Consider the following 22,895-nt stretch of genomic DNA (forward strand, 5'->3'; position numbering starts at 1 on the left):
GCCTTGGGAGTTGACAGCATGGAATGGAAGGGCCGTCGCCAGAGCGACAATATCGAGGACCGCCGTGGCACCTCATCGCGTGGCGGCAATCCGTTCGGGCGCGGCGGCATGCGATTGCCCAGCGGCGGTATCCGCCGCTCGGGACTGAGCTTCAAGACCATCCTGATCATCGGCGTCATCTATCTGGTGCTCAAGTTCATGGGCATCGATCCGCTGCAGATGCTGGGCGGCGATCCCGGCACGGTGCTCACCGGGCAGCCTTCGGGGCCGGGCAGCCAGATCTCGGAAACCCGCAAGGACGAGATGACGCAATTCGTCGCCACCGTGCTGGCGGAGACCGAGGATGTCTGGAACGGCATCATGAAATCTCAGGGCTTCGACTATCCCGAGCCGACGCTGGTGCTGTTTTCCGGCGCGGTGGCTTCGGCCTGCGGCAATGCCAGCTCTGCTTCCGGACCGTTCTACTGCCCGGGCGACCAGAAGGTCTATATCGACCTCGCGTTCTTCGACGAACTGGCGCAGCGCTTCAAGGCATCGGGCGATTTCGCCCAGGCCTATGTGCTTGCCCACGAGGTTGGCCATCACGTGCAGAACCTGATCGGCGTGCTGCCCGAGTTCAACCGGATGCGCCGGTCGATGAGCCAGTCCGAGCAGAACCAGATGTCGATCCGGGTCGAGTTGCAAGCCGATTGCTTCGCCGGTATCTGGGGCCACTACACCGCGCAGAAGGGCCTGCTTGAGCGCGGCGACCTGGAAGAGGCGCTCAATGCCGCCGAGCAGATCGGCGATGACACGCTGCAGCGCCGGACGCAGGGTTACGTGGTGCCCGAAAGCTTCAATCATGGCACCTCGGCGCAACGGCAGGAGTGGTTTGCCCGCGGCTTCGAAACCGGCCGCCTGGATGCCTGCGACACGTTCAACAATCCTGTATGAAATCTCGCATGCGAATTGTAGCCAGTAACTAGTTTAGGTCTTGCTTAACTGTTCATTGAGATGCCCCGTAGGATTTTATGGGAACCGCTGGCGGGTATTGCATTGCCCACGTCCGGCAAAGGCATGAAGCCTGTTTTCGGGGCCGATGAACGGTCCCCGCTCCCAAATCCAGGCAGGTAGCCCATGACCCTCAGAACCCGTATTTTCCTTCTGGCTCCGCTTGCCATTCTCGGCATGCTGCTCGTCGGATCGATTTTCTATTTTGGCGAAAGGGTTGAGCAGACCTACCGCACCGATCTCGACAAGATCCAGGACCTTTACATTCTCGACCAGGATCTCGAAATGTCGATGCTGCAAGCGCGCAGGGCCGAGAAGGATTTCCTGCTGCGCAAACGGGAAACCGATGTCAGCCGTCATGCCGAAGTCGCCGCGGCGGCCGAGGCGCAGATCCAGCGGATGCAAACACTGGCCTCTCAGGGCTTCGCCTCGGAAATGGATCAGCGGGTGGCGGCGCTGGATACCGGTTTCGAGCGCTATGTCGCCATTTTCGGCCAACTGGCCGAGAAAGTCCGGATGCTTGGCCTCGACGAGGAGACCGGCCTGCAGGGTTCCCTGCGCGATGCCGTGAAGCAGGCAGAAAGCGTGCTGGAAACGGTGGGTCAGCCGGAACTGACGGTCAAGATGCTGATGATGCGGCGTCATGAGAAGGATTTCATCATGCGCGTCGACGAAAAATACGTCGGCCGACTCAATGACCGCGTGGCCGAGTTCAAGCAGTTTCCGACAGCGCTGTTCGATTCCGCCAGCAAACGGGATGAAGTGTTTTCGCTGATTGACAGCTATCAGTCCGATTTCCAGAAATTTGCCTCGGCAACGCTGGAAGAACGCGAACTGCGGTCGCAACTGTCGGCCAGTTACGCGGAAATCGAGCCTGTGCTGGCGGAAATCCGGACATTCCTGACCGAGCGCCGCGATGCCACCGCCAAGGAACTGGCCGCCACCAAGGCCAGTATCGGCCAGCTGGTGATCATTGTGACCGGCCTTGCCATGCTGATCATCGGCGCCGTGGCCATCCTGGTTGCGCGGTCGGTGGGCAAGCCGCTGGCGGCAACCGTTGAGGCACTGCAGGCGCTTGCGCGCGGTGAAACCGGCGTTGTCATCGAAGGCCGTGACCGCAAGGACGAGATCGGCGGCATTGCCGTCGCCTTCGAGGCCTGCCAGGCGCTGGCCGTTGAAAAGGCCCGCCGCGAACAGGAAGAGGCCAATGCACGTGATGCCGCGGACCGGCAGCGCCGGGAAGAGACCGCGCGTCAGGACGAAGAGCGCAAGCGCAATCTGGAGACAGCCATCGGGGCGCTCGACAATGCGCTCGGCAGGCTCGCCGATGGCGACCTGACTGCGCATATCTCCCAGCCCTTCGTCGGCGAACTCGACAGTCTGCGCACCTCGTTCAACAGCTCCGTCGAGAAGCTCAGCGAGACACTCATCGAGATCACGCACAATACCGACAGCATCTTCGGGCATTCGCAGGAAATGCGCAGCGCGGTCGATGATCTGTCGAAACGGACCGAACAGCAGGCTGCAGCCCTCGAAGAAAGCTCTGCGGCGCTCGAGCAGATCAGTTCGACCGTCAAAAGCTCTGCAGACCGCTCACAGGACGCCAATCTGAAGGTGTCGGAAGCCAAGACAGCGAGCGATGCCTCGACCCGAGTCGTCGCGGATGCGGTGCAGGCGATGGGCAACATCAAGGGTGCGTCGGAAGAAATCTCCAAGATCATCGGCGTGATCGACGAAATCGCCTTCCAGACCAACCTGCTGGCGCTCAATGCCGGGGTGGAAGCGGCGCGGGCCGGCGAGGCGGGAAAGGGCTTTGCCGTGGTCGCCCAGGAGGTGCGCGAACTGGCGCAACGCTCGGCAACGGCTGCCAAGGAGATCAAGACCCTGATCGGCAAATCATCCGAAGCGGTGGACAGTGGTGTCGACCTGGTCAAGGAGACCGGTACGGCCCTTGGGACCATCGCGGGACTGGTCGGCGAGATCAACGAGCATATCCATTCGATCGCGACGGCCGCCAGGGAGCAGTCGACCGGTTTGCAGGAAGTCAGCTCGGCGGTCAGCCAGATGGATCAGGTGACGCAGCGGAACGCGGCAATGGTAGAGGAAACCACAGCCGTGACACACCGGCTGTCTGACGAGGCAACCGGTTTGACGTCGCTCGTCAAAAGGTTCCAGCTTGCGGAAGCCGGATCAGCAGCTGCGCACGTTTCCGCGTCGGCCCGTGGATCGGCACAGGCCAGCCGCAGGGTTTCCGGTCCGGCGGCTGCCGCCCCGGCTTCGGTTGCGCGGCCTTCTCCGGCCCACAAGATGGTCAACCAGGTCAGGCAGGCGTTCTCATCCGGCGGCTCCGCGGCAGTCGAACAGGAATGGTCGGAGTTCTGATCTTCTGGGCATCATCGTGTTTTCAGGAACTTGCCGGGAACCTCAGGGTTCCCGGCTTTTTTTGAAAACGGTGAGGGGCTGATGCCCTGATTGTCCCGGGCCTGCAGGGCTGAACAAAGCCGCTGGCGTTCTCAGTCCGCCTCCGGCGCATCGCGGCTGACCACCTCCACCGGCGAACGCATGATGATCTCGCGGTGCGGGAAGGGGATGTTGACGCCGTTTTCCTTGAAGATGTCCCAGAGCGCGATCAGCACCTTGCCGCGGACATTGGTCAGGCCCGCCTGCGGGTCGGAGATCCAGAAACGCAGTTTGAAATCCAGCGACGAGGCGCCGAACTGCGTCATCCAGCAGACCGGCGGCCGTGTGGAGAGCACCCGGTCAACCGAAGTTGCTGCGCTGATTGCAAGACGGGTGACCTCGTGCGGATCGCTGTCATAGGATACGCCGAAATCCACATCGAGGCGCACAAGCTTGTCGGAGAACGACCAGTTGACCACCTGCTGGGTGATGAAATCCTCGTTCGGTATGAGATATTCGCGGCCATCGCGGGTGATCACCGAAACGAAACGGGCGCGCAGTTCCCGGATCCAGCCGAAGGTCTCACCGAGCGCGATGGTGTCGCCGGGCTTGATCGACCGGTCCATGAGAATGATGACCCCGGAAATGAAGTTGGACACGACTTTCTGGAGGCCGAAGCCGAGGCCGACGCCGACGGCACCTGAAAAGACCGTCAGTGCGGTCAGGTCGATACCGGTGGAGGAAAGCGCCATCATGCCGGCGACGATGATGAGGCCGATCTTGACCACCTTGCCGGCCAGAACCCTGAAGGAGGGTGAGAGATCCTCCACCTGGCTGATGCGGCTTTCGAAGAAATTGCCAAGCAGGTTGGCAACCCAGAGGAAGCCCGCGGTGATGATCACCGTGCGCAACACGAACAGCACGGAAATACGCAAATCGCCCAGCTGCAGCGCCAGTTGATCCAGAAAATCGGCGGTTTCGGTGCGCAGTTCGAGGATGCCGAGCGCCACATAGACAAAGATCGCAAAGGCCACCAGACGGGCGATGGTCCTGTTCTGGATGATCCGGCTCGACACCGATATGGCAAGCCAGGCAGACCCAAGCGCCAGCGCCAATGCCATGAGATAGGTGCGGGACGGCCAGGTCAGCTCCAGCGTGACCAGCCGGGCGCCGGCCAGGAATAGCAAGAAGAAGATCCAGTTGGTCCGGCGCATGACGGCAATGAGAAGGCGCAGCAGCCCGGGTTTACCCTTGATCGTGCGCGCCCAGTCATCAAGCCAGGGTTCAACCCTGCGCGAGACAAGCCATCCCGCGAGGTAGCAGCCCCCGATGATCAGGATCTGGTAGTAGGTCCAGGGCAGGCCGAAATAGGCCTTCGCGGTCTGGGCGAAGGCGAGCACGGCGTCAAGCAAGGCGGGAAGGTCGATGGTCTGCATGGCCCCATTATGAGAGCGATCGGCGTGTATGAGAAGCGTCGAGTTCATACCGGCCCCGCCTGGTGGGATTGCCGGGCCGTTCGCTGGTCGCTTTCCCGGGCCTCACCGCCGCGTTTTCGTCAGGGGTGTTTCGGGCGCTTGCCCGCTTGCCAAGACGACATCCGCCGACCATAAGCAGGTCTTTGATTTGGGAGTTTTTCATGACCGCATTATCGCCGGACATGCGGAAAGAGCAGCGCTGGAGCGCTCATATCTGGGCGACACTGGCGCTCGGAGTGCCGCTGGTCGGCACCCAGATCGCCCAGATCGCGATTGCCACCACCGATGTGGTGATGCTCGGCTGGTACGGCACTGAGGAACTGGCCGCCACCGTACTTGGCTCGCAGGCCTTCTTCGTCGTCTACATTTTCGGTGCCGGCTTTGCCAGCGCGATCCTGCCGCTGGCGGCGCAGGCCGAGGGCCGAAATGATCCCACCCATGTGCGCCGCTCGGTGCGGATGGGGATGTGGATCCTGCTGCTCTACGCGGTCCTGGTGATGCCGTTCCTGTGGTTTCTCGAACCGGCGCTGATCGGCCTTGGCCAGAAGCCCGAACTGGCCGCACTTGCCAGCGATTACATCCGGATCGCGCAATGGGCCATGTTCCCGGCGCTGATGATGATGGCGCTGCGCTCGTTCTTTGCAGCACGCTCGCGGGCGGGCATCGTGTTGTGGTCGGCGCTGATCGGCACACTGGTCAACGGCGTTCTCAACTATGCGCTGATCTTCGGCCATTTCGGCGCTCCCGAGATGGGCGTGCGCGGCGCGGCGGTGGCATCGGTGGTCAGCTCGACGGTGATCTTCCTGATCATGGCGGGCTGGGCGGTGCTGCATCCCAGGCATCTCGAGTACCGGCTGTTCCAGCGCTTCTGGCGGCCGGAGTGGCCGGCCTTCTTCGAGGTCTTCCGGCTCGGACTGCCGATCGGCTTCACCATCCTGGCCGAGGTCGGGCTGTTCATGGCGGCCTCGGTGATGATGGGCTGGCTCGGCACCGTGCCGCTTGCCGCCCACGGCATCGCCATCCAGCTTGCCTCGATCAGCTTCATGGTGCCGCTGGGGCTGTCGCATGCCGCAACCGTGCGCATCGGCCAGGCCTATGGCCGCGGCGACATGGAAGGCCTGGCGCGCGCGGCGCACACGGTGATGGGTCTGTCGGTGGTCATCGCGCTTGCCTCCGGCGCGCTGTTCTGGGTTTTCCCGGAGGCGCTGGTCAGCCTGTTCCTCGACGAGGCCAATGCCGATGCGGCGGAACTGCTGAAGGTGGCGGTGCCGCTGGTGCTGGTGGCGGCGGCGTTCCAGCTGGTCGACGCGGTCCAGGCGATTGCCGCGGGTCAGCTGCGCGGCATCAAGGACACCCGCACGCCGATGATAATCGCGGTGATCAGCTACTGGCCGATAGGCCTGTCGGCGGCCTACGGGCTCGGCTTCGGCCTCGGCTATGGCGGCCCCGGCATCTGGGCGGGGCTGGCCATCGGGCTGGGCGTGGCAGCGGTGCTGCTCAATCTCAGGTTCGTCAACCGCGACCGATATCTGGATGTGGCGAAGGCCTAGGCGGGCGGGTCAGGCGCCGTCGGGTTTCGGTTCATGTCCCGGGCCAGCGCCACGACCATGTCCCGTGTCGCTTCATCGGCGGGAAACAGGTGCTCGATCTTCCAGTCGGCGAGCGCGATGTCCTCCGCGGTGGAGAACTGGCTGATGGTCGAGAAGAAGGACAGCGTTACCTCTCCCAGTCGGTAGCGTGTCGGGATGACGGCCTCGCTGCCGACGCCCGCTCCCGGTACCGCGGTGTCAATGCGTCCGGCGAGCTTGTCTGCCATCTCCCCGAGCCAGGCGTCGCCGCCGAGATGGGCCGCTTCGGCGCGCAGGCGGTGGACCAGATGATGGGCCACCTCCTGCCAGTTCTCGATCAGTGCCGGCAGCCCGGTCTCGTCCATCAGTGCCTCCACAAGGTTCGCGTCGACGGAAAGCCCCATCTGCCCGAGCATCATCGTCGCCATGGCATTGGCCCGGACGATGGTCCAGCGGCGGTCGAGCACCATGGCCGGGTAGGGCATGTGCCGGTCCAGCATCCAGCCGAGCGCCGCGGTGATCGGGACCATTTCGGCCTCGTCCATCGCCCTTGTGCGATAGTTCGGCGCAAATCCGGCTGCATGCAGCAGTGCGTTGCGGGAGCCGCGCGGCACGTCGAGCACGCCGCCAAGATTGAGCACCATGGCGCGGCTGGGGCGGGCGCGGCCGGTCTCCAGGAAGGAAATGTGCCGGGCCGAGACATTGGCGTTCAGACCGAGGTCAAGCTGGCTCAGCTTTCGCGCCTCACGCCAGTGCCTGAGCAGATCACCGAATTGCGTGGTCATTGCCGCCTCCTTCGCCACCCGGCCCGGCGCTTGTTCAGGCGCCTGACCGTGATCCATCATAGACCGGCGGCAAGGCCTGTCACTTACCTTCAAGGTAATTGCGCAGCGTCAGCCGTAAAGCTCTCATGGGATGGTCAACAAGGGAGTTTCGACATGGAAATCGCATATACGCAATCCTGGCTCAAGGCGGCAGCCGGTATCGTCATCGGCGTCGGGCTGCTTCTGGCAGCCGGGGCCTTGCCGCCGCTGGCCGCGCCGGTGGTGTTCCTCGCCGACCTGATCATCTGGCCGCTCGACGGATTGCAAACGCTTGGAGCACCGGAGACTCGCGTCTTCATGGCGATTTCCGGCGGTGTCATGGTCGGCTGGGGCGTAACGCTGTGGAAACTGGCGGAGCATCTGATGGCCGAGCATCCGGCCGCCGTCCGATCGATCACCATGACCGGGCTCTACTCCTGGTTCGTGGTGGATTCGATCGGGTCGATTGCAGCTGGCGTGCCGCTCAACGCGGTTGCGAATGTCAGTTTCGTGGTTCTGTTCCTGCTGGTGTTCCGCCGCCCGCGGCAGGCTCACGCCTGAGCGTTGCAGGTTCCGGCCAATCGTCGCGGCGGGTCTCACCTGTCGCGGCGGTGTCTGTCGGCATCGGGCCAATCGGCTGATTGACGGCAGCCGTCAGTCCGGCCGTCCGGGCTCGTCACGGCTGCTGCAGTACAATGCGATCTTGTTGCCCTGGGGATCGCGGAGATAGCCGACATAGAAATGCGCGCTGTAGGCGGCCCGAAAACCGGGCGCGCCTTCGTTTCGCCCGCCGGAAGCAAGGGCTGCCGCGTGAAGCTTGCGGACCATCGCCTGGGTCGGCACCTCGAAAGCCACCATGGCGCCGTTGCCGGTGGATGCGGGCTGCCCGTCAAAGGGCGGTTTGACGTAGAAATCGGGCGGTTGATACCCTTGGTCAGGGGTGACGGCGATCGAATAGCTCAGGCCTTCAGAGGAGACGTCGAGACTGTAGCCAAGACCCGGCAGGAATGCCGAATAGAAGCTTTCGGCAAGCGCGAGATCATCAACACCGACCGTGACGTAGCCAATCATCGCGCTTCTCCGTGTATCATGACCGCCGGGGCCGGTTTCACTCCGTCATCCCGACCTTGCCGGGACCGGGAATTTGCATGCCGCTCCAGCCAGATGCCGGCCTTCGGATTTCACCGCTCGGCGAGTGCGGGCAGGCCCTTGCGTTCACCGACCATGTTCATGAAGCGGCGGAACAGGTAGTGGCTGTCCTGCGGGCCGGGCGAGGCTTCCGGGTGGTGCTGGACCGAGAACACCGGCTTGCCGACCAGCCGCAGACCGCAGTTGGAGCCGTCGAACAGCGAGACATGGGTCTCCTCTACACCTTCGGGCAAGCTCTTGGCATCGACCGCGAAGCCGTGGTTCATCGACACGATCTCGACCTTGCCGGTGGTGTGGTCCTTGACCGGGTGATTGGCGCCGTGATGGCCCTGGTGCATCTTGACCGTGGTGCCGCCGAGCGCCAGCGCCAGGATCTGGTGGCCCAGGCAGATGCCGAAGATCGGAATGCCGCTTTCGATCAGCTTGCGGATCACGGGCACGGCGTACTCGCCGGTCGCTGCCGGGTCGCCGGGGCCGTTCGACAGGAAAACCCCGTCGGGCGCCATGGCGAGAATGTCCTCGGCGCTCATGCTGGCCGGAACCACCGTGACCTTGCAGCCAAGGCCCGAGAACAGCCGCAGGATGTTGCGCTTGACGCCATAGTCGATGGCGACGATGTGGGCCACCGGTTCGCCGGTTTCGGCAAAGCCTTCGTTCCACACCCAGGGGGCCTGGGTCCAAGTCGAGGACTGGCCGGAGGTGGCGTCCCTGGCAAGGTCCAGGCCTTCGAGACCGCTCCATTCGGCGGCCTTTGCGGTCAGCGCCTCAATGTCGAACTCGCCGGAAGGGTCGTGGGCGATGACCGCATTCGGGGCGCCGTTCTCGCGGATCCAGGCGGTCAATGCACGGGTATCGACGCCCGACAGCCCGACGATGCCGCGGGCCTTGAGCCAGGCGTCGAAATGCTCCGCCGAGCGGTAATTCGACGGCTCGGTGATGTCGGCCTTCAGGATCACGCCGACCGCGCCGATATGGGCTGCGGGGGTGAGGTCCTCGATATCCTCCGCATTGGCGCCGATATTGCCGATGTGGGGAAAGGTGAAGGTGACGATCTGGCCCAGGTAAGAGGGGTCGGTGAGGATTTCCTGGTAGCCGGTCAGCGCCGTGTTGAAGCAGACCTCGGCACGGGCCTGGCCGGTGGCGCCGACACCATGGCCGCGGATAACCGTTCCGTCAGCAAAGACCAGGACGGCGGTCGGCTTTTTTTCAGTCCAGGGGCTCGTGGTCATGTCAACTCCGTTCACAGCTGAGTAGCCGGCGTCACACCGGGCTGAGGCCCCTTGATCTCTGGTCGGGGCATCGCCATTTAAGACATCCGGAAGCCACCAGCGGTCAGCAGTTCTCGCGATGGATGGATCTTGGTCCGGTCTTTCAAGTGCCGGTAAATAGAGAAGGTGCAGGCTGCGGTCAATCAGGACAGTCCTGTGTCCTTGTCAATAAATCGCTTGAACAGGATGCAGCCAAAGGGGTAATCCTCTGCTCCTGCATATGCAGCCCCGAAAGGGTCGAGAAGGAACTGCCGGAGATAGTTAGATGATGCGTGAACGTTTTAGCGAAACGCTCAAGGATGCCATCCGCGCCAAGGATTCGCGCCGCATGTCGACATTGCGGCTGATTCAGGCTGCCATAAAGGATCGTGACATCGCCAATCGCGGTGCCGGCAAGGATCCCGTCAGTGACGATGATATCCTTCAGATCCTGACCAAGATGATCAAGCAGCGCGAGGAATCGGCTGCGATCTATGAAGAAAATGCACGTCTCGAGCTTGCCCAGCAGGAGCGGGACGAAATTGCCATCATCCGTCAGTTCCTGCCGCAGCAGCTGCCGGAGGAGGAAGTGCGCGAGTTGTGCAAGTCCGTGGTTTCGGAAACCGGAGCCTCGGGCCTGCGCGACATGGGCAAGTGCATGAACGTGCTGAAAGAGCGCTATCCGGGCCAGATGGATTTTTCCAAGGCTTGCGGTATGGTCAAGGGTCTTCTGCAGTAGCTTGTCGGGAGTTCGCCCGGGAATGCAGTGCGCTGCGGCCGGGCGGAGCCGCGGGCCACTGGAATCAGGCACCGGGTTGCAAGTGAAAAGTATCTCTTGCGTGTCCGGGTGGGCACCCTAATCTGCGGTGGTATCTTCGGCGACCGGGCGTCGGGTACACAACCATTTCGCGGTGGTCTAATACCCTAAATTCTGGGAGTATCCCAACGCAACCCTCGCCTGTAACCGATGAGATACGGCGGTGAGATGATTCGCGCTAAAGCGCGGATTCGATCCGCGGATAGGACAACTCATGATGCTCAATACCGCCTCGCAAATTCATTTCGACCAGGTTCATCGCCGGTTTCCGGAACAGTGCTGGGAGCACGTCGGCGTCACCAGCGGCGAAGTTGTGGATCTGCTTGGTTCCATTGTGCCTTTGGGGATCTGGCGGCTGGATATCGCGACGGGGCTGGTGTTCTGGTCCGAGGATGCGGCGCGTATCCATGGCATGGAGGCCACCAACGGGTCGGTCAGCCTGGTAAAGATACTGACCTGCTATCATCCGGAGGATGTGGCAGTGATTGAGGCATTGCTGGAATCGGCGACAACCCGGCGCAACGGCTTCCGATTCGTCATGAGGGTGAAGGGGGGCTCCGGATCTTATCGACTGATTGCCGTGGCGGGCCGATACAGGGCTGACAATGACGGCGAATTGATCGGATACTGCCATGAGTACCAGGATATGGTGCGGGCGGTGGTACTGGAAGGGGAGGCGCCGTGACTCTCTTTCAGAGCCCGGCTTATGCAGCCCAACCCTTCGGCGTCATCAAGGATATCCGCACCATCTTCGATGCCATGCAGGTGTTGCGCAAGGTTTGCCTGAGTTACGGGTTTCGCTATTTTTCTGTGATCACGTTGCCCTCGGCTGTCTCAGGTGATGACAGCTCGATTGCCAGCATGGCGACGATTTCAAGCTGGCCGCCGGAGCTGATCGCCGGTTACGACCGGCTGGGCCTCGCCAGGAACAGCCCGATTCTGGACCAGTTGCGCAAGCGGATTACGCCGCTCGTGTTCGAGGTTGCGGATGTCAACAGCAACCGCCCCGGAGAGGAACCGCAGAACGCCAACGAGCTGTTCGGCCGTTTTGACCTGACCATGGGCGTGTACTTTCCGGTTCACGACAATCACGGCCTGCGTCACGCGGTGTCCTTCATGGGCGACCGTGATTCTCCTTCTGCAGAGGAGCTGTCGACGCTGTCGCTGTTTGCGACCATGCTGGTTGAGCAGATTTCCAAGATCAGCGTTGCCGATCATGCGGCGAAATCGGTTCTCAATGACCGGGAAGTCGAAATCCTGAAATGGACTGCCGAGGGCAAGACCAGTCCCGAGATCGCCCGCATCACCGGGCTGTCGGAACATACGGTCAATCACTACGCGACGATTGCGACCAAGAAGCTTGGCTGCTCCAACCGGACGCAGGCCGTGGTCTACGCGATCCGGCTCGGGTTGTTCAAGTAGGGCCGGCCGGGTTGGCCATTCTCTAACCCGCGGTCAGCCTGCCTTGCGGCGGGATGATCTTGGTAAGGCCGCCGGCGACGATGCTGTCCAGTGCATTGCGTACCGGATTGCTGGCCCGAAGCTGTTTCCAGGTGTCGAAGTCGCTGCGTTTCATCGGCTTTGAGAAGAAGAATCCCTGGATCTCATCGCATCCGAGCTGCGCCGCCGCGGCCACTTGTCCCGGTGTTTCGGTACCCTCGACCACGACCCGGCATCCGAGATTCTTGCCGAGCTGGATGATGGCTCTGGACACTTCCCGCGCCTTGCCCTCGCTGTCGATGCCGGAAACGAAGGAGCGGTCGACTTTCAGAATGTCGAACTTCAGGCCGGTGAGTTGTGCAAGGTTCGAGTATCCGGTCCCGAAATCATCAATCGCGATGCGGACGCCAACCGCCCTCAGCACCTTGATATGGTCGGAGACACTGACAATGTTGGTGTGAGCGATGGTTTCGGTGATCTCGATGGTGACGAGATCGGCGGGGCATTCATGTTCGTTGAGAATAGAGATGACCAGGTTCGAGAATTCGGTATTCCTGAATTGCTCGATTGAGACATTGATCGAGACTTCGGTCGACTGGCCGGCGCGGTGCCATTCGGCGCACTGGCAAATGGATTCCTCCAGCACGATCAGGCCGATATCGTAGATAAGCCCGGTCATTTCGGCGATCTCAATGAAATCGCCGGGACCCACCAGGCCGCGCTCCGGGTGGTTGAGCCGGACCAACGCCTCGACGCCTGTAACGGTCCAGTCATGAGCGCTGACCTTGGGCTGGTAATAGACCTCGAAGTGGCCATCGGCTATGGCGGTGCGAAGATCGCGCTCCATGGTTTCGCGCGACTTGATCACCTCGATCATCCAGCTTTGGAACAGGACGGTTCTCTCTGTTTCCTGCAGCGCGATCGAATTGTTGCAGGCAAGTGCTGCGTATTGTTTGACCTTGATGGCCGAGGCCGAATCCTGCGGGTATCGGGCTATGCCGATCGCGATGGAAGGATGGAACTGCCGTCCGCCGACCTTGACACCGCCGGCCAGTGCGGCGTGCAGCCGCCTCGCCACCGAGGCGATCCCGTCCGGGTCAGTGAGATCCGGAACGGACAGCACGAGTTCGGTTCCTCCGAACCGCGCGAGGACCGGTTCGCGGAGGGCGTCGTCCTCGCTGCTTGAACTGCGCAGGTTGTCACCATGGCTTTTGCAGGGCGAGGCCGCGACGAGCAGGCTGGCGATTGTCTTGAGAAGTTGGTCGGATGTCTCGTGGCCGAACCGGTCGTTGACCTTGCGGAGCTCAAGAACATCGATGAAAAACACCGAACCGCTCGCCGGGGCGCCATCGGCGCCGACGAGGCCGGTCTGTCGCTCGAGAAGGGTCTGCAACCGGTTCCGGTTGGGAAGGCCGGTGACAAGGTCATGATTGGCCAGTTCGCTTATCTCGGTCGTCGAAGCCTGCAAGCGGGCGACCATCGTGCGCATGCTTGCGCCAAGCTCGCCGATTTCGCAGGAACAATCGACCGGCACCTTCACATTGAGATGACCCTCTGCGACCTTTCTGGCGACTTCGGTCAGCTTGCGGATCGGGCCGGTGAGCCGGCGGCTCATAAGTGCCATGAGGATCGCTGTCCCGATGAGACCGGCGATCGCCATGTTCATGTGCAGCGCGACGTCCGATACGCTGTGCTCGGAGAGAAACGGTATGGTGGCAAGGGCCAGGCAAATGCCTGCAAGCGCGATATAGATCGCCGTCAGCCTGAACCCCAGGGAATTGGTACCGATGCCGTAACGAACTGCTTTCCAAGCCATAGACGCCGCCCCGAGGCTCAAATCCGGCAAACCGCCGGCCCGCACTCATGTGAAGTTACCCTGAACATGCCGGTTCTCGCGGCTCTGCAATGGAGGGCGGGCTCATGACCGCTGTTCTCTTTCTCATTGCCTCGGAGAATATTTAAGACCAAATTATTTATTGGTGTTTTCTAATATGCGTATAATTTTAGGCATCGGTGTTTTTTTACCGGCCAAGGGCATTGAAGTCTTCAGGTGGCTCACCGGTGTGCATAACGGGGAGTGAGGCGCCAAGGCCTTTGCCAGCGGTGCCTGGCGTGCCTATATAGGCAAGATCTTCACTCAGACCCACTGCTTGCGCCGGAGGCGCCCCGATATTGCGGTTTTCACCGTCCTTTCTCGACGATATCCGCGAACGCGTTCCGATCTCGGACGTGATTGGCAGGCATGTGACGTGGGACCGGAAGAAAACCAACACCTCGCGTGGTGACTGGTGGGCCTGCTGTCCGTTCCATGGCGAAAAATCCCCGAGTTTTCACTGCGAGGACCGCAAGGGCCGCTATCATTGTTTCGGCTGCGGCGTTTCGGGGGATCATTTCAAGTTTCTCACCGAGCTCGAAAGCCTGAATTTCCCAGAAGCGGTGCAGCGGGTGGCGGACATGGCGGGCATTCCGATGCCGGTGCAGGACCCGCAGGAGGCACGGCGCGAGCGCCAGCGCGCCAGCCTCGAGGATGTCATGGAAATGGCGGCCTCTTTCTTTGAAAACCAGCTGCAGGGACCACAGGGCGCCAAGGCGAGGGCCTATTTGCGCGACCGCGGGCTGTCGGGGCGCACCATCGCCGCCTTCCGCCTCGGTTTCGGCCCTGACAGCCGCAGTGCGCTCAAGGAGCACCTGGCCTCGCGCGGCGTCGACAAGGAGCAGATCGAGGCCTGCGGCCTGGTGGTGCACGGGCCCGAGATCGCCGTCTCCTATGACCGTTTCCGCGACCGGATCATGTTCCCGATCCTTTCGGCGCGCGAGCGGGTCATTGCCTTTGGCGGACGCGCGCTCTCGCCCGGCGCGCCTGCCAAGTATCTCAATTCCAACGAGACCGAGCTCTTCCACAAGGGCAACGTGCTTTACAACTATGCCCGCGCCCGCCGCGCCTGCGGACCGGACGGTACGCTGGTGGTGGTCGAGGGCTACATGGACGTCATTGCGCTGGCGCAGGCGGGCATCGACAATGTGGTGGCGCCGCTGGGCACGGCGCTAGGTGAAAACCAGCTCAAGCTGCTCTGGCGGGTGACGCCGCAACCGGTGCTGTGCTTCGACGGCGACGAGGCCGGACAACGGGCGGCTAACCGGACGGTTGATCTGGCGCTGCCGCTGATCGCGCCGGGCCGCTCGCTTCGGATAGCGGTGCTGCCGCCGGGCAAGGATCCCGACGACCTTGTCCGTGATGACGGGCGCGAACCCTTTGACCAGGTGATTGGCTCGGCGCGGCCACTGGCCGATGTGGTCTGGTCGCGCGAAGCCGGCAGCGGCGTGTTCGAGACACCGGAGAGCCGGGCCGAGCTCGAGGCGAAACTCAGGCAGACCACGGGGCAGATCGCCGATGAAAGTCTGCGCCGCCACTACCAGCAGGACATGCGCGACCGGATGCGGGCCTTCTTCGGCGGCGGGACGGGCTATGGCAATCGCGAGCCGGGCAAGGCCGGCGGCGGGTCTTACGGCCGAAGCGGCGGTGGATCCTACGGGCGTGGCGGCGGATCCTATGGCGGCGGCGGGCGACCGGGCGAGGGGCGTGGCGGCGGCCTGCAGTCGGGCCGCACCGTGGCGGTTTCCGAGCGGCTGACGCAATCGGGTCTGGTGCGCGGCCATGGCGCGATGCCGTCGCTGCGCGAAACGGTGCTGGTGATGACGGTCGCCAACCACCCGCAGATGCTGCACGACGAGTTTGATGAACTGGCGGCGCTCGAATTTGACGACAAGAACCTGATGCGGGTCTGGCAGGTGATGCTTGACGCGGCCTCGGTCGGCGGCCGGTTTGACCGCGAGCGGCTGTTTGAGGCGCTTGAAGCCGGGGGGCAGGCCGAGTTCATTGCCCGGCTCGAAGCACAGATCCGCAATGCGCGGATCTGGACGGCGACGGTGGAGGCCGCGGCCGAGGATGCGCGCGAGGGCTATCAGCAGGCGCTGGCGCTGCACAAGCGCACCCGTGCGCTCAAATGGCAGAAGGCGGAGCTGCAGCGCGATATTGCAGAGGCCACGGAAGCTGGCGACGGGGATGCCATCCCCGGCCTGATGCTGGCGCTGCAGGAAGTCCAGCTGGAGGTGGCGCGGCTCGAGAACCAGGAAGCCATCATCGACGGCTTCGGTGTTCTTTCAGGCCGGGTCAAGGGTGCGCGCGGCGGCTGACCCCCGGGCCGGTCTGTCGCAATTCGTTTCCGGCGCACTTGTGGAATCAAACCGGGCTCCTAAATAGGGTTATCCGGCGGTGAAACCGAAAATGCAGGCAAAATGGCGTTAATCGCCGGATCCAGGCGCTTTTTGCCCGTAAAGCCTTGACGGATAGGTTTTTTGTGGGAATCACCTGTTGGATCAAAAACACGCGGGAACATGCGCGCCGGGCGGCGTGCGATGACGTCCTGCTTTCCGGGGTTCGGATGACCGCAGAGCCAACGACCGAAGAGTTCAATGATCGGCATGGTTAATGGGGAATTAAGCATGCATACGCCACAACAATCCGGATGATTCGCACATGCTGTCTGCCCATCGGGGCGGCAGCGCGCGCCTCACGGCAGGCGCAGACGATGTCAACCGAATGAAATCCGGGGAAAGTGACTGCCCATGGCAACCAAGGTAAAAGAAGCAGCAGACGACACAGAAAACGAGCGCGAGGGCACTTCGCCCGACGGGCCGTTGCTCGACCTGTCGGATGACGCCGTCAAGAAAATGATCAAGACCTCGAAGAAACGAGGTTATGTGACCATGGACGAGCTCAATGCCGTGCTGCCCTCCGAGGAGGTGACCTCCGAACAGATCGAGGACATCCTGTCGATGCTCTCCGACATGGGCATCAATGTGGTCGAGGAAGACGAGGCCGGCGAAGACAAGGAAGCCGAGGACGATTCGGACAGCGACAGCGAAGGCGGCGAACTCGCCACCGCGTCGGGCTCGGCCGTTGCCGCGACCAAGAAGAAAGAGCCGACCGACCGTACCGACGATCCGGTGCGCATGTATCTGCGCGAGATGGGCTCGGTGGAGCTTCTGTCGCGCGAAGGCGAAATCGCCATTGCCAAGCGCATCGAGGCCGGCCGCGAGACCATGATCGCTGGCCTGTGCGAAAGCCCGCTGACCTTCCAGGCGATCATCATCTGGCGCGAGGAACTCAACGAGGGTGCTACGCTTCTGCGCGAGATCATCGACCTGGAGACCACCTATTCCGGTCCCGAGGCCAAGGCCGCGCCGCAGTTCCAGAGCCCGGAAAAGATCGAGGCCGACCGCAAGGTGGCCGAGGAAAAGGAAAAGGCCCGCGCCGAGAAGGCAGCCTCCGACGACGTCACCAATGTCGGCGGTGAAAGCCAGAATTTCGAAGAGGACGACGAGGACGACGACGAGAACAATCTCTCGCTCGCCGCCATGGAGGCAGAACTCCGTCCGCAGGTGATGGAGACGCTCGACACCATCGCCGAGACCTACAAGAAGCTCCGCAAGCTGCAGGACCAGCAGGTCGAGGCGCGCCTGGCTGCCACCGGCACGCTGTCGCCAGCGCAGGAGCGCCGCTACAAGGAACTGAAAGACGCGCTGATCACCGCGGTCAAGTCGCTGTCACTGAACCAGAACCGCATCGATTCGCTCGTTGAGCAGCTCTACGACATCAACAAGCGCCTGGTCTCCAACGAAGGCCGCCTGCTGCGCCTGGCCGAAAGCTACGGCGTCAAGCGCGATGACTTCCTGACGCAGTATTCCGGCGCCGAGCTTGATCCGAACTGGATGAAGTCGATCGCCAACCTGTCGGCCAAGGGCTGGAAGGATTTTGCCAAGTCCGAGTCCAACAACATCCGCGAGATCCGCGCCGAGATCCAGTTCCTGGCGACCGAAACCGGCATCTCGATCTCCGAATTCCGCCGCATCGTGCAGATGGTGCAGAAGGGTGAGCGCGAGGCGCGGATTGCCAAGAAGGAGATGGTCGAGGCCAACCTTCGTCTGGTGATCTCGATTGCCAAGAAATACACCAACCGCGGGCTGCAGTTCCTCGACCTGATCCAGGAAGGCAATATCGGCCTGATGAAGGCGGTCGACAAGTTCGAGTACCGCCGCGGCTACAAGTTCTCGACCTACGCCACCTGGTGGATCCGGCAGGCGATCACCCGGTCGATCGCCGACCAGGCGCGGACCATCCGTATCCCGGTGCACATGATCGAGACGATCAACAAGATCGTCCGCACCTCGCGCCAGATGCTGCACGAGATCGGCCGCGAGCCGACGCCGGAAGAACTGGCCGAAAAACTCGCCATGCCGCTCGAGAAGGTGCGCAAGGTGCTCAAGATCGCCAAGGAGCCGATCAGCCTCGAAACGCCGGTCGGCGACGAGGAGGATTCGCATCTCGGAGATTTCATCGAGGACAAGAACGCCATCCTGCCGATCGACGCCGCCATCCAGGCCAACCTGCGCGAGACCACCACCCGCGTGCTCGCCTCGCTCACCCCGCGTGAAGAACGCGTGCTCCGGATGCGCTTCGGCATCGGCATGAACACCGACCACACGCTCGAGGAAGTCGGCCAGCAGTTCTCGGTCACCCGCGAACGCATCCGCCAGATCGAGGCCAAGGCGCTCAGGAAGCTCAAGCACCCGAGCCGGTCGCGGAAGCTGCGCTCGTTCCTCGACAGCTGAGGCATGCGTTCCTCTCTCCCTTGGAGGGAGAGAAAGCGAAAACTCGGGCTTGGCGCAGCCAAGTCCTTAGTGTTCGCAAGTGAGGGGGAAGCCCCAGATTCAAAACCCGGCCACCGCGCCGGGTTTTTTGTTGCCAATTCCTTGGTTGTCGGACACCGGTGCATCACCTCCCGTCACCCCGGACCTGATCCAGACAAGCGAAGCGACGTCGAAGACTCCGGGGTCCAGCAGGCGAGCGTCGGCAGGTGCGGAAGACTCTTTTGCTTATGTGCGGTCAAAGATTGGTCTTCCGGCTCGCGGACGCTCGCCTGCTGGATGCCGGATCGGAGTCCGGCATGACGGGTAATGGTGTCTTGCCTTCCGAACGCTTCAAATTCCTGTTGCACCCGCCGCAGCTATGGCGTGTAATCCCCAATGAGGGGAGGCTGCATGGTAGCGGACGGGCCGGAGTTTGATGACCGCGATAGTCTGGAAGCCTGGCTGAGAGACAAGCCGGCGGATTGGGCGCAGGCGATTGCGGTGCGGAGTGCGCTGCGCGTGTTCGCTGTGGTGCTTGCAATTGCTCGCCTTTCTGACCGTCTTATCTCGGCCGGCCAGAAAAAGGACTTGATCCTGATCGTTTGGCGGGCGTCTATCATATCATGGGCCGCCCGCAAATATCCGGCCCATGATATGATAGACGCCGCTAGAGCCGCCGCCGCCGCCACCACCACCACCTACGCCGCCACCAGAACCGACCACAGCCGCCGCCGCCGCCACCACCACCACCGCCTACGCCGCCGCCGCCGCCGCTGACGCCGCCGCCGCCGCCGCCGCCTACGCCTACGCAAGAAAGCAGATGTGGGCCGCAATTTCGCAGGATTGCCGTTTCTTGGCGTCTGGTTCCGGTTCCCTGATAAATCGGGAGCTCTGGCGCCCTGATGTTCAGGAGGCTGATTGGTCTGAAATGAATGCGCCGGAGTGGGCGAGGAGAGAGCTGGAAAGCTTCGAGACGTCGGAGCTAGCCCAGACGGGATCATGGGTGATGATTGCGGCGTGGTACCGCGCGCTTCTGCCAGACCGGATGGTAGCGAAGGCGGGCAGCCTGTTCGGCGAGACAGCCGACATAGAGATCGCGATGCAACCGGATGGATTCTGGAAGCGGAAGCCGGATGTGGTGATGGATGCGATTGCGGAGATTGCGGGGTGGCATTCGATAGATAAGCCCCGTGTTGCAACATTGAGCGAATTTATCGTGCACACTCTGGACGAAACCAAACAACCATTCAGCTTAAGTAAAATATACGAATTTGTAGAATCGGCGGGATATACTGCCGTTCGTGATTCAGTGCGTGGTCGCGTCAATGAGCTAACATACGATGGACAAATTCAGCGTGTCAGGCGGGGGATATATGCCAGCAACGCTTGGATCGCCCCATCTGAAACTCAACCGCCTACACCTGAACCTGGTCCCGGCCCCCAGTACGGCCTGGTCGGAGGAAGGTTGGCTGCCCTCGCATCCCCTCCATCGGATGATGAAACGACTGCACAAGAAAGGCTCATTACACGCCTAAAGCGGGACGTCAACGTGCTCAATGATCTCGCCAAACCGATTGGTAATAGCCATCCCCATCTGGCTGGTGCAATCAGGGAATACGGTGATCTGCTTTCGGCGAACATTGACGAGATGGATGTAACAGGGCTGTGGTCGGTCGGCAGCTCATTGGCCGGTTATGCCCAAGCCTTTCGAGATCAGAATATCTCCCGGACGCTGTCGGAGCCATTGGAACCCCAGTTGGAAGGTCTGCTGCAAAGTGTGGTACGGCAGCATGGCGCGCTCATCCTTGGCTTTAAAGAAGGTCGTGATCTGGTCAACCGTGCGGATGAATTTGCACTCGATCGGAACCGGCTTGCTGAGATCGAACAACCTGGAAATGCACTCCTAGACGAACTCTCTGTAAACGCAGACTTAGTTGATGATACGACCAGAGCACTGCATACACCTGTCAGAGACTATCTTCATGATGTTGGCTGGATGGCTAATCGTGCTGGCTATTCGGGCTACCTGATAATCCGAAACAGTATCCGGGCCATCATTCATTTGACGATCGGTAAAGAGCCTACAGTGACGGCCATTCTTAGCACTGTTGCTGGTGTTTCCGTGATGGCAGGCGACCCCAATATGGAGTTTTTCCGAGCGGCGCTCCCGTTCCTTAGGGACAATGCAGCGCAGCTCGCAGCTTTCTTCAACCATTCGCCGGAAATGAAGGCCTATGTGGAATGGGCGTTGAAAATTGTTGGAGAGGTTGAGGCGACCGAGACACGTGACTCTAACGACTGACCGAACACTATTATTGCTAACATTGTCCGCCTCCTCCTAGGTGTTCGAGTATGACGCCTACTCACCTCCCCACCGCGACATATTCGCGCAATTGCATATATCCCTCTGGAAATCCCCGGCGATCCGCATGACATGCGGGGGAAAGCCGCCCGCGTCCCGCGCGCTGTCCTCTCATGCCGGAGCCTGTCCCGATGGAATTGCTTGCCCAGATCCTCAACCAGTTTTCCTGGCCGATCGTCATCATCCTGTGCCTGACGCTCGGCCTGGCGCCGTTCTTTCCCGAGCCGCATATCTGGGAGAAGCTGAAGATGCTGGCGTCCGGAACGCTGGTCAAGCCGATCGATATCTTCGACCTTCTGATGCACGCCACCCCGTTCCTGATCGCCGGGCTGAAACTGGCGCTGACGTTTCTTCCGGCGAAATAGCTTGCAGCCCCATGACAATGAGAACCATCGACCCCGGTGTTTCCACCGGGGTCTGTTGCCGAATGAATGCAGGATGCCGGCGCGCTGCTCAGGCGGCCTGCGGTTCGCGCGCTCCGCCGCCCGGGCTCCACAGCCATAGAAGCGTTCCGAAAATCGCCGCGTTGAGCATCGGAAATGCTGCGACCTCGAGGCCGACAACGCCGGTGGCGACGTAAAACAGCCCGGCGCCGAAATCGATCGCCTGGATCAGCACCATGTTGCGGATCCAGAACGGGTCGGGGTTTTCGGCGCGGGCCAGCGCCGCCATGCCGAGTCCGTAGGCGAGGAAGCGGGCGGCGAGCATGCCGAGCATGTACTGGTTGTCGACGGGCGGAAGGCTGAGCCCCATCCAGGCGAAGAACGGGCCTGGCGCCAGCAGCGTCAGTGCTCCCAGCACCAGCTGTGAGACAGCAACAATCCAGAGCAGGGTTTTCAAGCGGGTCATCGGTTTTCTCCTTTTGCAGATGATTGCAAAAGCCTATGCAGTGAACTATAGAAAGGGAAGTAGTTACCAAAAGTATAGCTCAATTATTCGGACAAGCCCATGAAAACAGATGATATTTGTGACGAGGATTGCCCGGTCGCCAAGGCTTCGGAGGTGCTGTCGGGGAAATGGACGACGCTGATCGTGCGCGATCTGTTGTCGGGCAAGAAGCGCTACAGCGAGCTGCAGCGATCGCTTTCGGGGATCAGCCCGCGCATGCTGGCGGCGCGGTTGTCGATGCTCGAAGACGCCGGCCTCGTAACCAAGACGATCTACCCGACGGTGCCGCCGAAGACGGAGTATGAGTTGACTGCGGAAGGCAGGCGGATCGAGCCGGTCATCGTTGCCATGGCTTCCTTCGGAACCGGGCTCACAGCGGCGGAATAGCGCCTGACTCGCTGAAGCCCGTCGCAGCCCTACGCGCCGAAGCCGTGATGCCGCCAGGCCTCGGCCACGGCCGGGTTCTCGAGCACGCGGCCGACCAGCGCCTTGATCTCCGGCGTGTTCTTGGCGGAATCGTACCAGTCGGCCAGCATCGCCGCGTAGACGTCGGTGATGGTCATGGTCTGGCCGGTAAGGAACGGGCCTTGAACCGCTGCTGCGAGCCGGGCGAAATCGCGGTCCATGTCGAGGGCTGCCTGGCTCCGGATCGCCTCGGCTGCCTCGGGCGCCGGGTCGGTGGTGTGGCGCTCGGGGTAGTAGTAGCGCAGGCAGGCGGGGTAGATGTTGGTGGCCATGAAGATCAGCCACTGCACCGCCTTGACGTGACCGGACCTGCCGCGCGGCGGCAGCAGGCGGGCCTCGGGGAACATGTCGTCGAGCGAAATCAGGATGGCGGCGCTCTCGGCGATCACCGGACCGCAGGCGAGCTTGAGAACAGGCACCTTGCCGGCAGGGTTAAGCGCCAGGAACGCGGTATCGGCGGTGTCATCGACTTCAACCGCGTCAAAAGCGACGCCGATCATCCGCAGCGCCGCTTCCACCACCATCGAGCCCGAACCCGGTTTCCAGTATAGCGTATAGCCGCTCATGGGGACCTCTCCCGCCTGCCTAGATTGCATCTGTC

The 22,895-nt window shown here is 61.9% G+C and carries 21 protein-coding genes; 13 read left to right on the top strand and 8 right to left on the bottom strand.

The window, feature by feature from the left end; translation table 11 throughout:
- The first annotated feature begins 18 nt into the window (after positions 1 to 18).
- Positions 19 to 933 carry a neutral zinc metallopeptidase gene (locus SPHINGO391_RS04960; RefSeq protein ID WP_152007788.1) on the top strand — a complete coding sequence of 305 codons (915 nt, stop codon included), beginning with the start codon at positions 19 to 21 and terminating at the stop codon, positions 931 to 933.
- Positions 934 to 1,116: 183 nt separating this feature from the next.
- On the top strand, positions 1,117 to 3,372 hold the full coding sequence (locus tag SPHINGO391_RS04965; protein ID WP_152007789.1) for a methyl-accepting chemotaxis protein: 2,256 nt from the start codon (positions 1,117 to 1,119) through the stop codon (positions 3,370 to 3,372).
- A gap of 131 nt (positions 3,373 to 3,503) precedes the next feature.
- Here the strand turns inward: SPHINGO391_RS04965 and SPHINGO391_RS04970 are convergent, their stop codons facing one another.
- Positions 3,504 to 4,826 (bottom strand): mechanosensitive ion channel domain-containing protein, encoded by a 1,323-nt coding sequence (locus SPHINGO391_RS04970; protein WP_152007790.1) that lies wholly within the window; start codon positions 4,824 to 4,826, stop codon positions 3,504 to 3,506.
- Positions 4,827 to 5,026: 200 nt separating this feature from the next.
- On the opposite strand from SPHINGO391_RS04970, the gene SPHINGO391_RS04975 reads away from it, so the two are divergent.
- Positions 5,027 to 6,415 carry an MATE family efflux transporter gene (locus tag SPHINGO391_RS04975; protein ID WP_152007791.1) on the top strand — a complete coding sequence of 463 codons (1,389 nt, stop codon included), beginning with the start codon at positions 5,027 to 5,029 and terminating at the stop codon, positions 6,413 to 6,415.
- Here the strand turns inward: SPHINGO391_RS04975 and SPHINGO391_RS04980 are convergent.
- Positions 6,412 to 7,218 (bottom strand): helix-turn-helix transcriptional regulator, encoded by an 807-nt coding sequence (locus SPHINGO391_RS04980; RefSeq protein WP_152007792.1) that lies wholly within the window; start codon positions 7,216 to 7,218, stop codon positions 6,412 to 6,414. The genes SPHINGO391_RS04975 and SPHINGO391_RS04980 overlap by 4 nt on opposite strands.
- A gap of 153 nt (positions 7,219 to 7,371) precedes the next feature.
- Between SPHINGO391_RS04980 and SPHINGO391_RS04985 the strand changes: the two genes are divergently transcribed.
- Positions 7,372 to 7,797, top strand: coding sequence for a hypothetical protein (locus SPHINGO391_RS04985; RefSeq protein WP_152007793.1), 426 nt, complete (start codon positions 7,372 to 7,374; stop codon positions 7,795 to 7,797).
- 93 nt (positions 7,798 to 7,890) lie between these two features.
- Here SPHINGO391_RS04985 and SPHINGO391_RS04990 read toward each other — a convergent pair whose 3' ends face one another.
- Together SPHINGO391_RS04990 and carA are read right to left on the bottom strand one after the other, a co-directional pair.
- Entirely contained in the window at positions 7,891 to 8,307 is a 417-nt protein-coding gene (locus SPHINGO391_RS04990; RefSeq protein WP_152007794.1) for a VOC family protein, read from the bottom strand.
- A 110-nt stretch (positions 8,308 to 8,417) separates the two neighbouring features.
- Positions 8,418 to 9,614 carry a glutamine-hydrolyzing carbamoyl-phosphate synthase small subunit gene (carA, locus tag SPHINGO391_RS04995; protein ID WP_152007795.1) on the bottom strand — a complete coding sequence of 399 codons (1,197 nt, stop codon included), beginning with the start codon at positions 9,612 to 9,614 and terminating at the stop codon, positions 8,418 to 8,420.
- Between the two features lie 307 nt (positions 9,615 to 9,921).
- Here carA and SPHINGO391_RS05000 point away from each other — a divergent pair, with 307 nt between their 5' ends.
- The 3 genes from SPHINGO391_RS05000 (at position 9,922) to SPHINGO391_RS05010 (ending at position 11,871) form a co-directional block, all read left to right on the top strand.
- Positions 9,922 to 10,371, top strand: a complete 450-nt coding sequence (locus SPHINGO391_RS05000) for a GatB/YqeY domain-containing protein (RefSeq protein WP_152011433.1) — start codon at positions 9,922 to 9,924, stop codon at positions 10,369 to 10,371.
- Positions 10,372 to 10,663: 292 nt separating this feature from the next.
- Positions 10,664 to 11,134: a PAS domain-containing protein gene (locus SPHINGO391_RS05005; protein ID WP_152007796.1), complete on the top strand. Its 471-nt coding sequence runs from the start codon at positions 10,664 to 10,666 to the stop codon at positions 11,132 to 11,134.
- Positions 11,131 to 11,871: a LuxR family transcriptional regulator gene (locus tag SPHINGO391_RS05010; RefSeq protein ID WP_152007797.1), complete on the top strand. Its 741-nt coding sequence runs from the start codon at positions 11,131 to 11,133 to the stop codon at positions 11,869 to 11,871. Before SPHINGO391_RS05005 ends, SPHINGO391_RS05010 begins: the two co-directional genes overlap by 4 nt.
- Positions 11,872 to 11,893: 22 nt before the next feature.
- Here the strand turns inward: SPHINGO391_RS05010 and SPHINGO391_RS05015 are convergent, their stop codons facing one another.
- Positions 11,894 to 13,705, bottom strand: coding sequence for a bifunctional diguanylate cyclase/phosphodiesterase (locus SPHINGO391_RS05015; RefSeq protein WP_152007798.1), 1,812 nt, complete (start codon positions 13,703 to 13,705; stop codon positions 11,894 to 11,896).
- 356 nt (positions 13,706 to 14,061) lie between these two features.
- Here SPHINGO391_RS05015 and dnaG point away from each other — a divergent pair, with 356 nt between their 5' ends.
- On the top strand, positions 14,062 to 16,083 hold the full coding sequence (gene dnaG, locus SPHINGO391_RS05020) for a DNA primase (RefSeq protein WP_152007799.1): 2,022 nt from the start codon (positions 14,062 to 14,064) through the stop codon (positions 16,081 to 16,083).
- Between the two features lie 59 nt (positions 16,084 to 16,142).
- Here dnaG and SPHINGO391_RS05025 read toward each other — a convergent pair whose 3' ends face one another.
- On the bottom strand, positions 16,143 to 16,394 hold the full coding sequence (locus tag SPHINGO391_RS05025) for a hypothetical protein (protein ID WP_152007800.1): 252 nt from the start codon (positions 16,392 to 16,394) through the stop codon (positions 16,143 to 16,145).
- 121 nt (positions 16,395 to 16,515) lie between these two features.
- Between SPHINGO391_RS05025 and rpoD the strand changes: the two genes are divergently transcribed.
- The 4 genes from rpoD (at position 16,516) to SPHINGO391_RS05045 (ending at position 21,306) form a co-directional block, all read left to right on the top strand.
- Positions 16,516 to 18,561 (top strand): RNA polymerase sigma factor RpoD, encoded by a 2,046-nt coding sequence (gene rpoD / locus SPHINGO391_RS05030; protein ID WP_152007801.1) that lies wholly within the window; start codon positions 16,516 to 16,518, stop codon positions 18,559 to 18,561.
- Positions 18,562 to 18,990: 429 nt separating this feature from the next.
- Entirely contained in the window at positions 18,991 to 19,356 is a 366-nt protein-coding gene (locus tag SPHINGO391_RS05035; RefSeq protein ID WP_152007802.1) for a hypothetical protein, read from the top strand.
- A gap of 76 nt (positions 19,357 to 19,432) precedes the next feature.
- Positions 19,433 to 20,881, top strand: a complete 1,449-nt coding sequence (locus SPHINGO391_RS05040) for a hypothetical protein (RefSeq protein WP_152007803.1) — start codon at positions 19,433 to 19,435, stop codon at positions 20,879 to 20,881.
- A 191-nt stretch (positions 20,882 to 21,072) separates the two neighbouring features.
- Positions 21,073 to 21,306, top strand: a complete 234-nt coding sequence (locus tag SPHINGO391_RS05045; RefSeq protein WP_152007804.1) for an RND transporter — start codon at positions 21,073 to 21,075, stop codon at positions 21,304 to 21,306.
- An 88-nt stretch (positions 21,307 to 21,394) separates the two neighbouring features.
- Here SPHINGO391_RS05045 and SPHINGO391_RS05050 read toward each other — a convergent pair whose 3' ends face one another.
- Positions 21,395 to 21,790: a hypothetical protein gene (locus tag SPHINGO391_RS05050; RefSeq protein WP_152007805.1), complete on the bottom strand. Its 396-nt coding sequence runs from the start codon at positions 21,788 to 21,790 to the stop codon at positions 21,395 to 21,397.
- A 99-nt stretch (positions 21,791 to 21,889) separates the two neighbouring features.
- On the opposite strand from SPHINGO391_RS05050, the gene SPHINGO391_RS05055 reads away from it, so the two are divergent.
- Entirely contained in the window at positions 21,890 to 22,216 is a 327-nt protein-coding gene (locus SPHINGO391_RS05055; RefSeq protein WP_152007806.1) for a helix-turn-helix domain-containing protein, read from the top strand.
- A 29-nt stretch (positions 22,217 to 22,245) separates the two neighbouring features.
- Here the strand turns inward: SPHINGO391_RS05055 and SPHINGO391_RS05060 are convergent, their stop codons facing one another.
- Positions 22,246 to 22,860, bottom strand: a complete 615-nt coding sequence (locus tag SPHINGO391_RS05060; RefSeq protein ID WP_193217193.1) for a glutathione S-transferase family protein — start codon at positions 22,858 to 22,860, stop codon at positions 22,246 to 22,248.
- Between the last annotated feature and the right edge of the window lie 35 nt (positions 22,861 to 22,895).

Source organism: Hoeflea sp. EC-HK425 (assembly GCF_902498795.1).
Taxonomy (GTDB): domain Bacteria; phylum Pseudomonadota; class Alphaproteobacteria; order Rhizobiales; family Rhizobiaceae; genus Hoeflea; species Hoeflea alexandrii.

Bases quoted from the DNA above. Each gene is read 5' to 3' on its own strand.
- SPHINGO391_RS04960 (WP_152007788.1), top strand. From the start codon at position 19: ATGGAATGGAAGGGCCGTCGCCAGAGCGACAATATCGAGGACCGCCGT.
- SPHINGO391_RS04965 (WP_152007789.1), top strand. From the start codon at position 1,117: ATGACCCTCAGAACCCGTATTTTCCTTCTGGCTCCGCTTGCCATTCTC.
- SPHINGO391_RS04970 (WP_152007790.1), bottom strand. From the start codon at position 4,826: ATGCAGACCATCGACCTTCCCGCCTTGCTTGACGCCGTGCTCGCCTTC.
- SPHINGO391_RS04975 (WP_152007791.1), top strand. From the start codon at position 5,027: ATGACCGCATTATCGCCGGACATGCGGAAAGAGCAGCGCTGGAGCGCT.
- SPHINGO391_RS04980 (WP_152007792.1), bottom strand. From the start codon at position 7,218: ATGACCACGCAATTCGGTGATCTGCTCAGGCACTGGCGTGAGGCGCGA.
- SPHINGO391_RS04985 (WP_152007793.1), top strand. From the start codon at position 7,372: ATGGAAATCGCATATACGCAATCCTGGCTCAAGGCGGCAGCCGGTATC.
- SPHINGO391_RS04990 (WP_152007794.1), bottom strand. From the start codon at position 8,307: ATGATTGGCTACGTCACGGTCGGTGTTGATGATCTCGCGCTTGCCGAA.
- carA (WP_152007795.1), bottom strand. From the start codon at position 9,614: ATGACCACGAGCCCCTGGACTGAAAAAAAGCCGACCGCCGTCCTGGTC.
- SPHINGO391_RS05000 (WP_152011433.1), top strand. From the start codon at position 9,922: ATGCGTGAACGTTTTAGCGAAACGCTCAAGGATGCCATCCGCGCCAAG.
- SPHINGO391_RS05005 (WP_152007796.1), top strand. From the start codon at position 10,664: ATGATGCTCAATACCGCCTCGCAAATTCATTTCGACCAGGTTCATCGC.
- SPHINGO391_RS05015 (WP_152007798.1), bottom strand. From the start codon at position 13,705: ATGGCTTGGAAAGCAGTTCGTTACGGCATCGGTACCAATTCCCTGGGG.
- SPHINGO391_RS05025 (WP_152007800.1), bottom strand. From the start codon at position 16,394: ATGCTTAATTCCCCATTAACCATGCCGATCATTGAACTCTTCGGTCGT.
- rpoD (WP_152007801.1), top strand. From the start codon at position 16,516: ATGGCAACCAAGGTAAAAGAAGCAGCAGACGACACAGAAAACGAGCGC.
- SPHINGO391_RS05035 (WP_152007802.1), top strand. From the start codon at position 18,991: ATGGTAGCGGACGGGCCGGAGTTTGATGACCGCGATAGTCTGGAAGCC.
- SPHINGO391_RS05045 (WP_152007804.1), top strand. From the start codon at position 21,073: ATGGAATTGCTTGCCCAGATCCTCAACCAGTTTTCCTGGCCGATCGTC.
- SPHINGO391_RS05050 (WP_152007805.1), bottom strand. From the start codon at position 21,790: ATGACCCGCTTGAAAACCCTGCTCTGGATTGTTGCTGTCTCACAGCTG.
- SPHINGO391_RS05055 (WP_152007806.1), top strand. From the start codon at position 21,890: ATGAAAACAGATGATATTTGTGACGAGGATTGCCCGGTCGCCAAGGCT.
- SPHINGO391_RS05060 (WP_193217193.1), bottom strand. From the start codon at position 22,860: ATGAGCGGCTATACGCTATACTGGAAACCGGGTTCGGGCTCGATGGTG.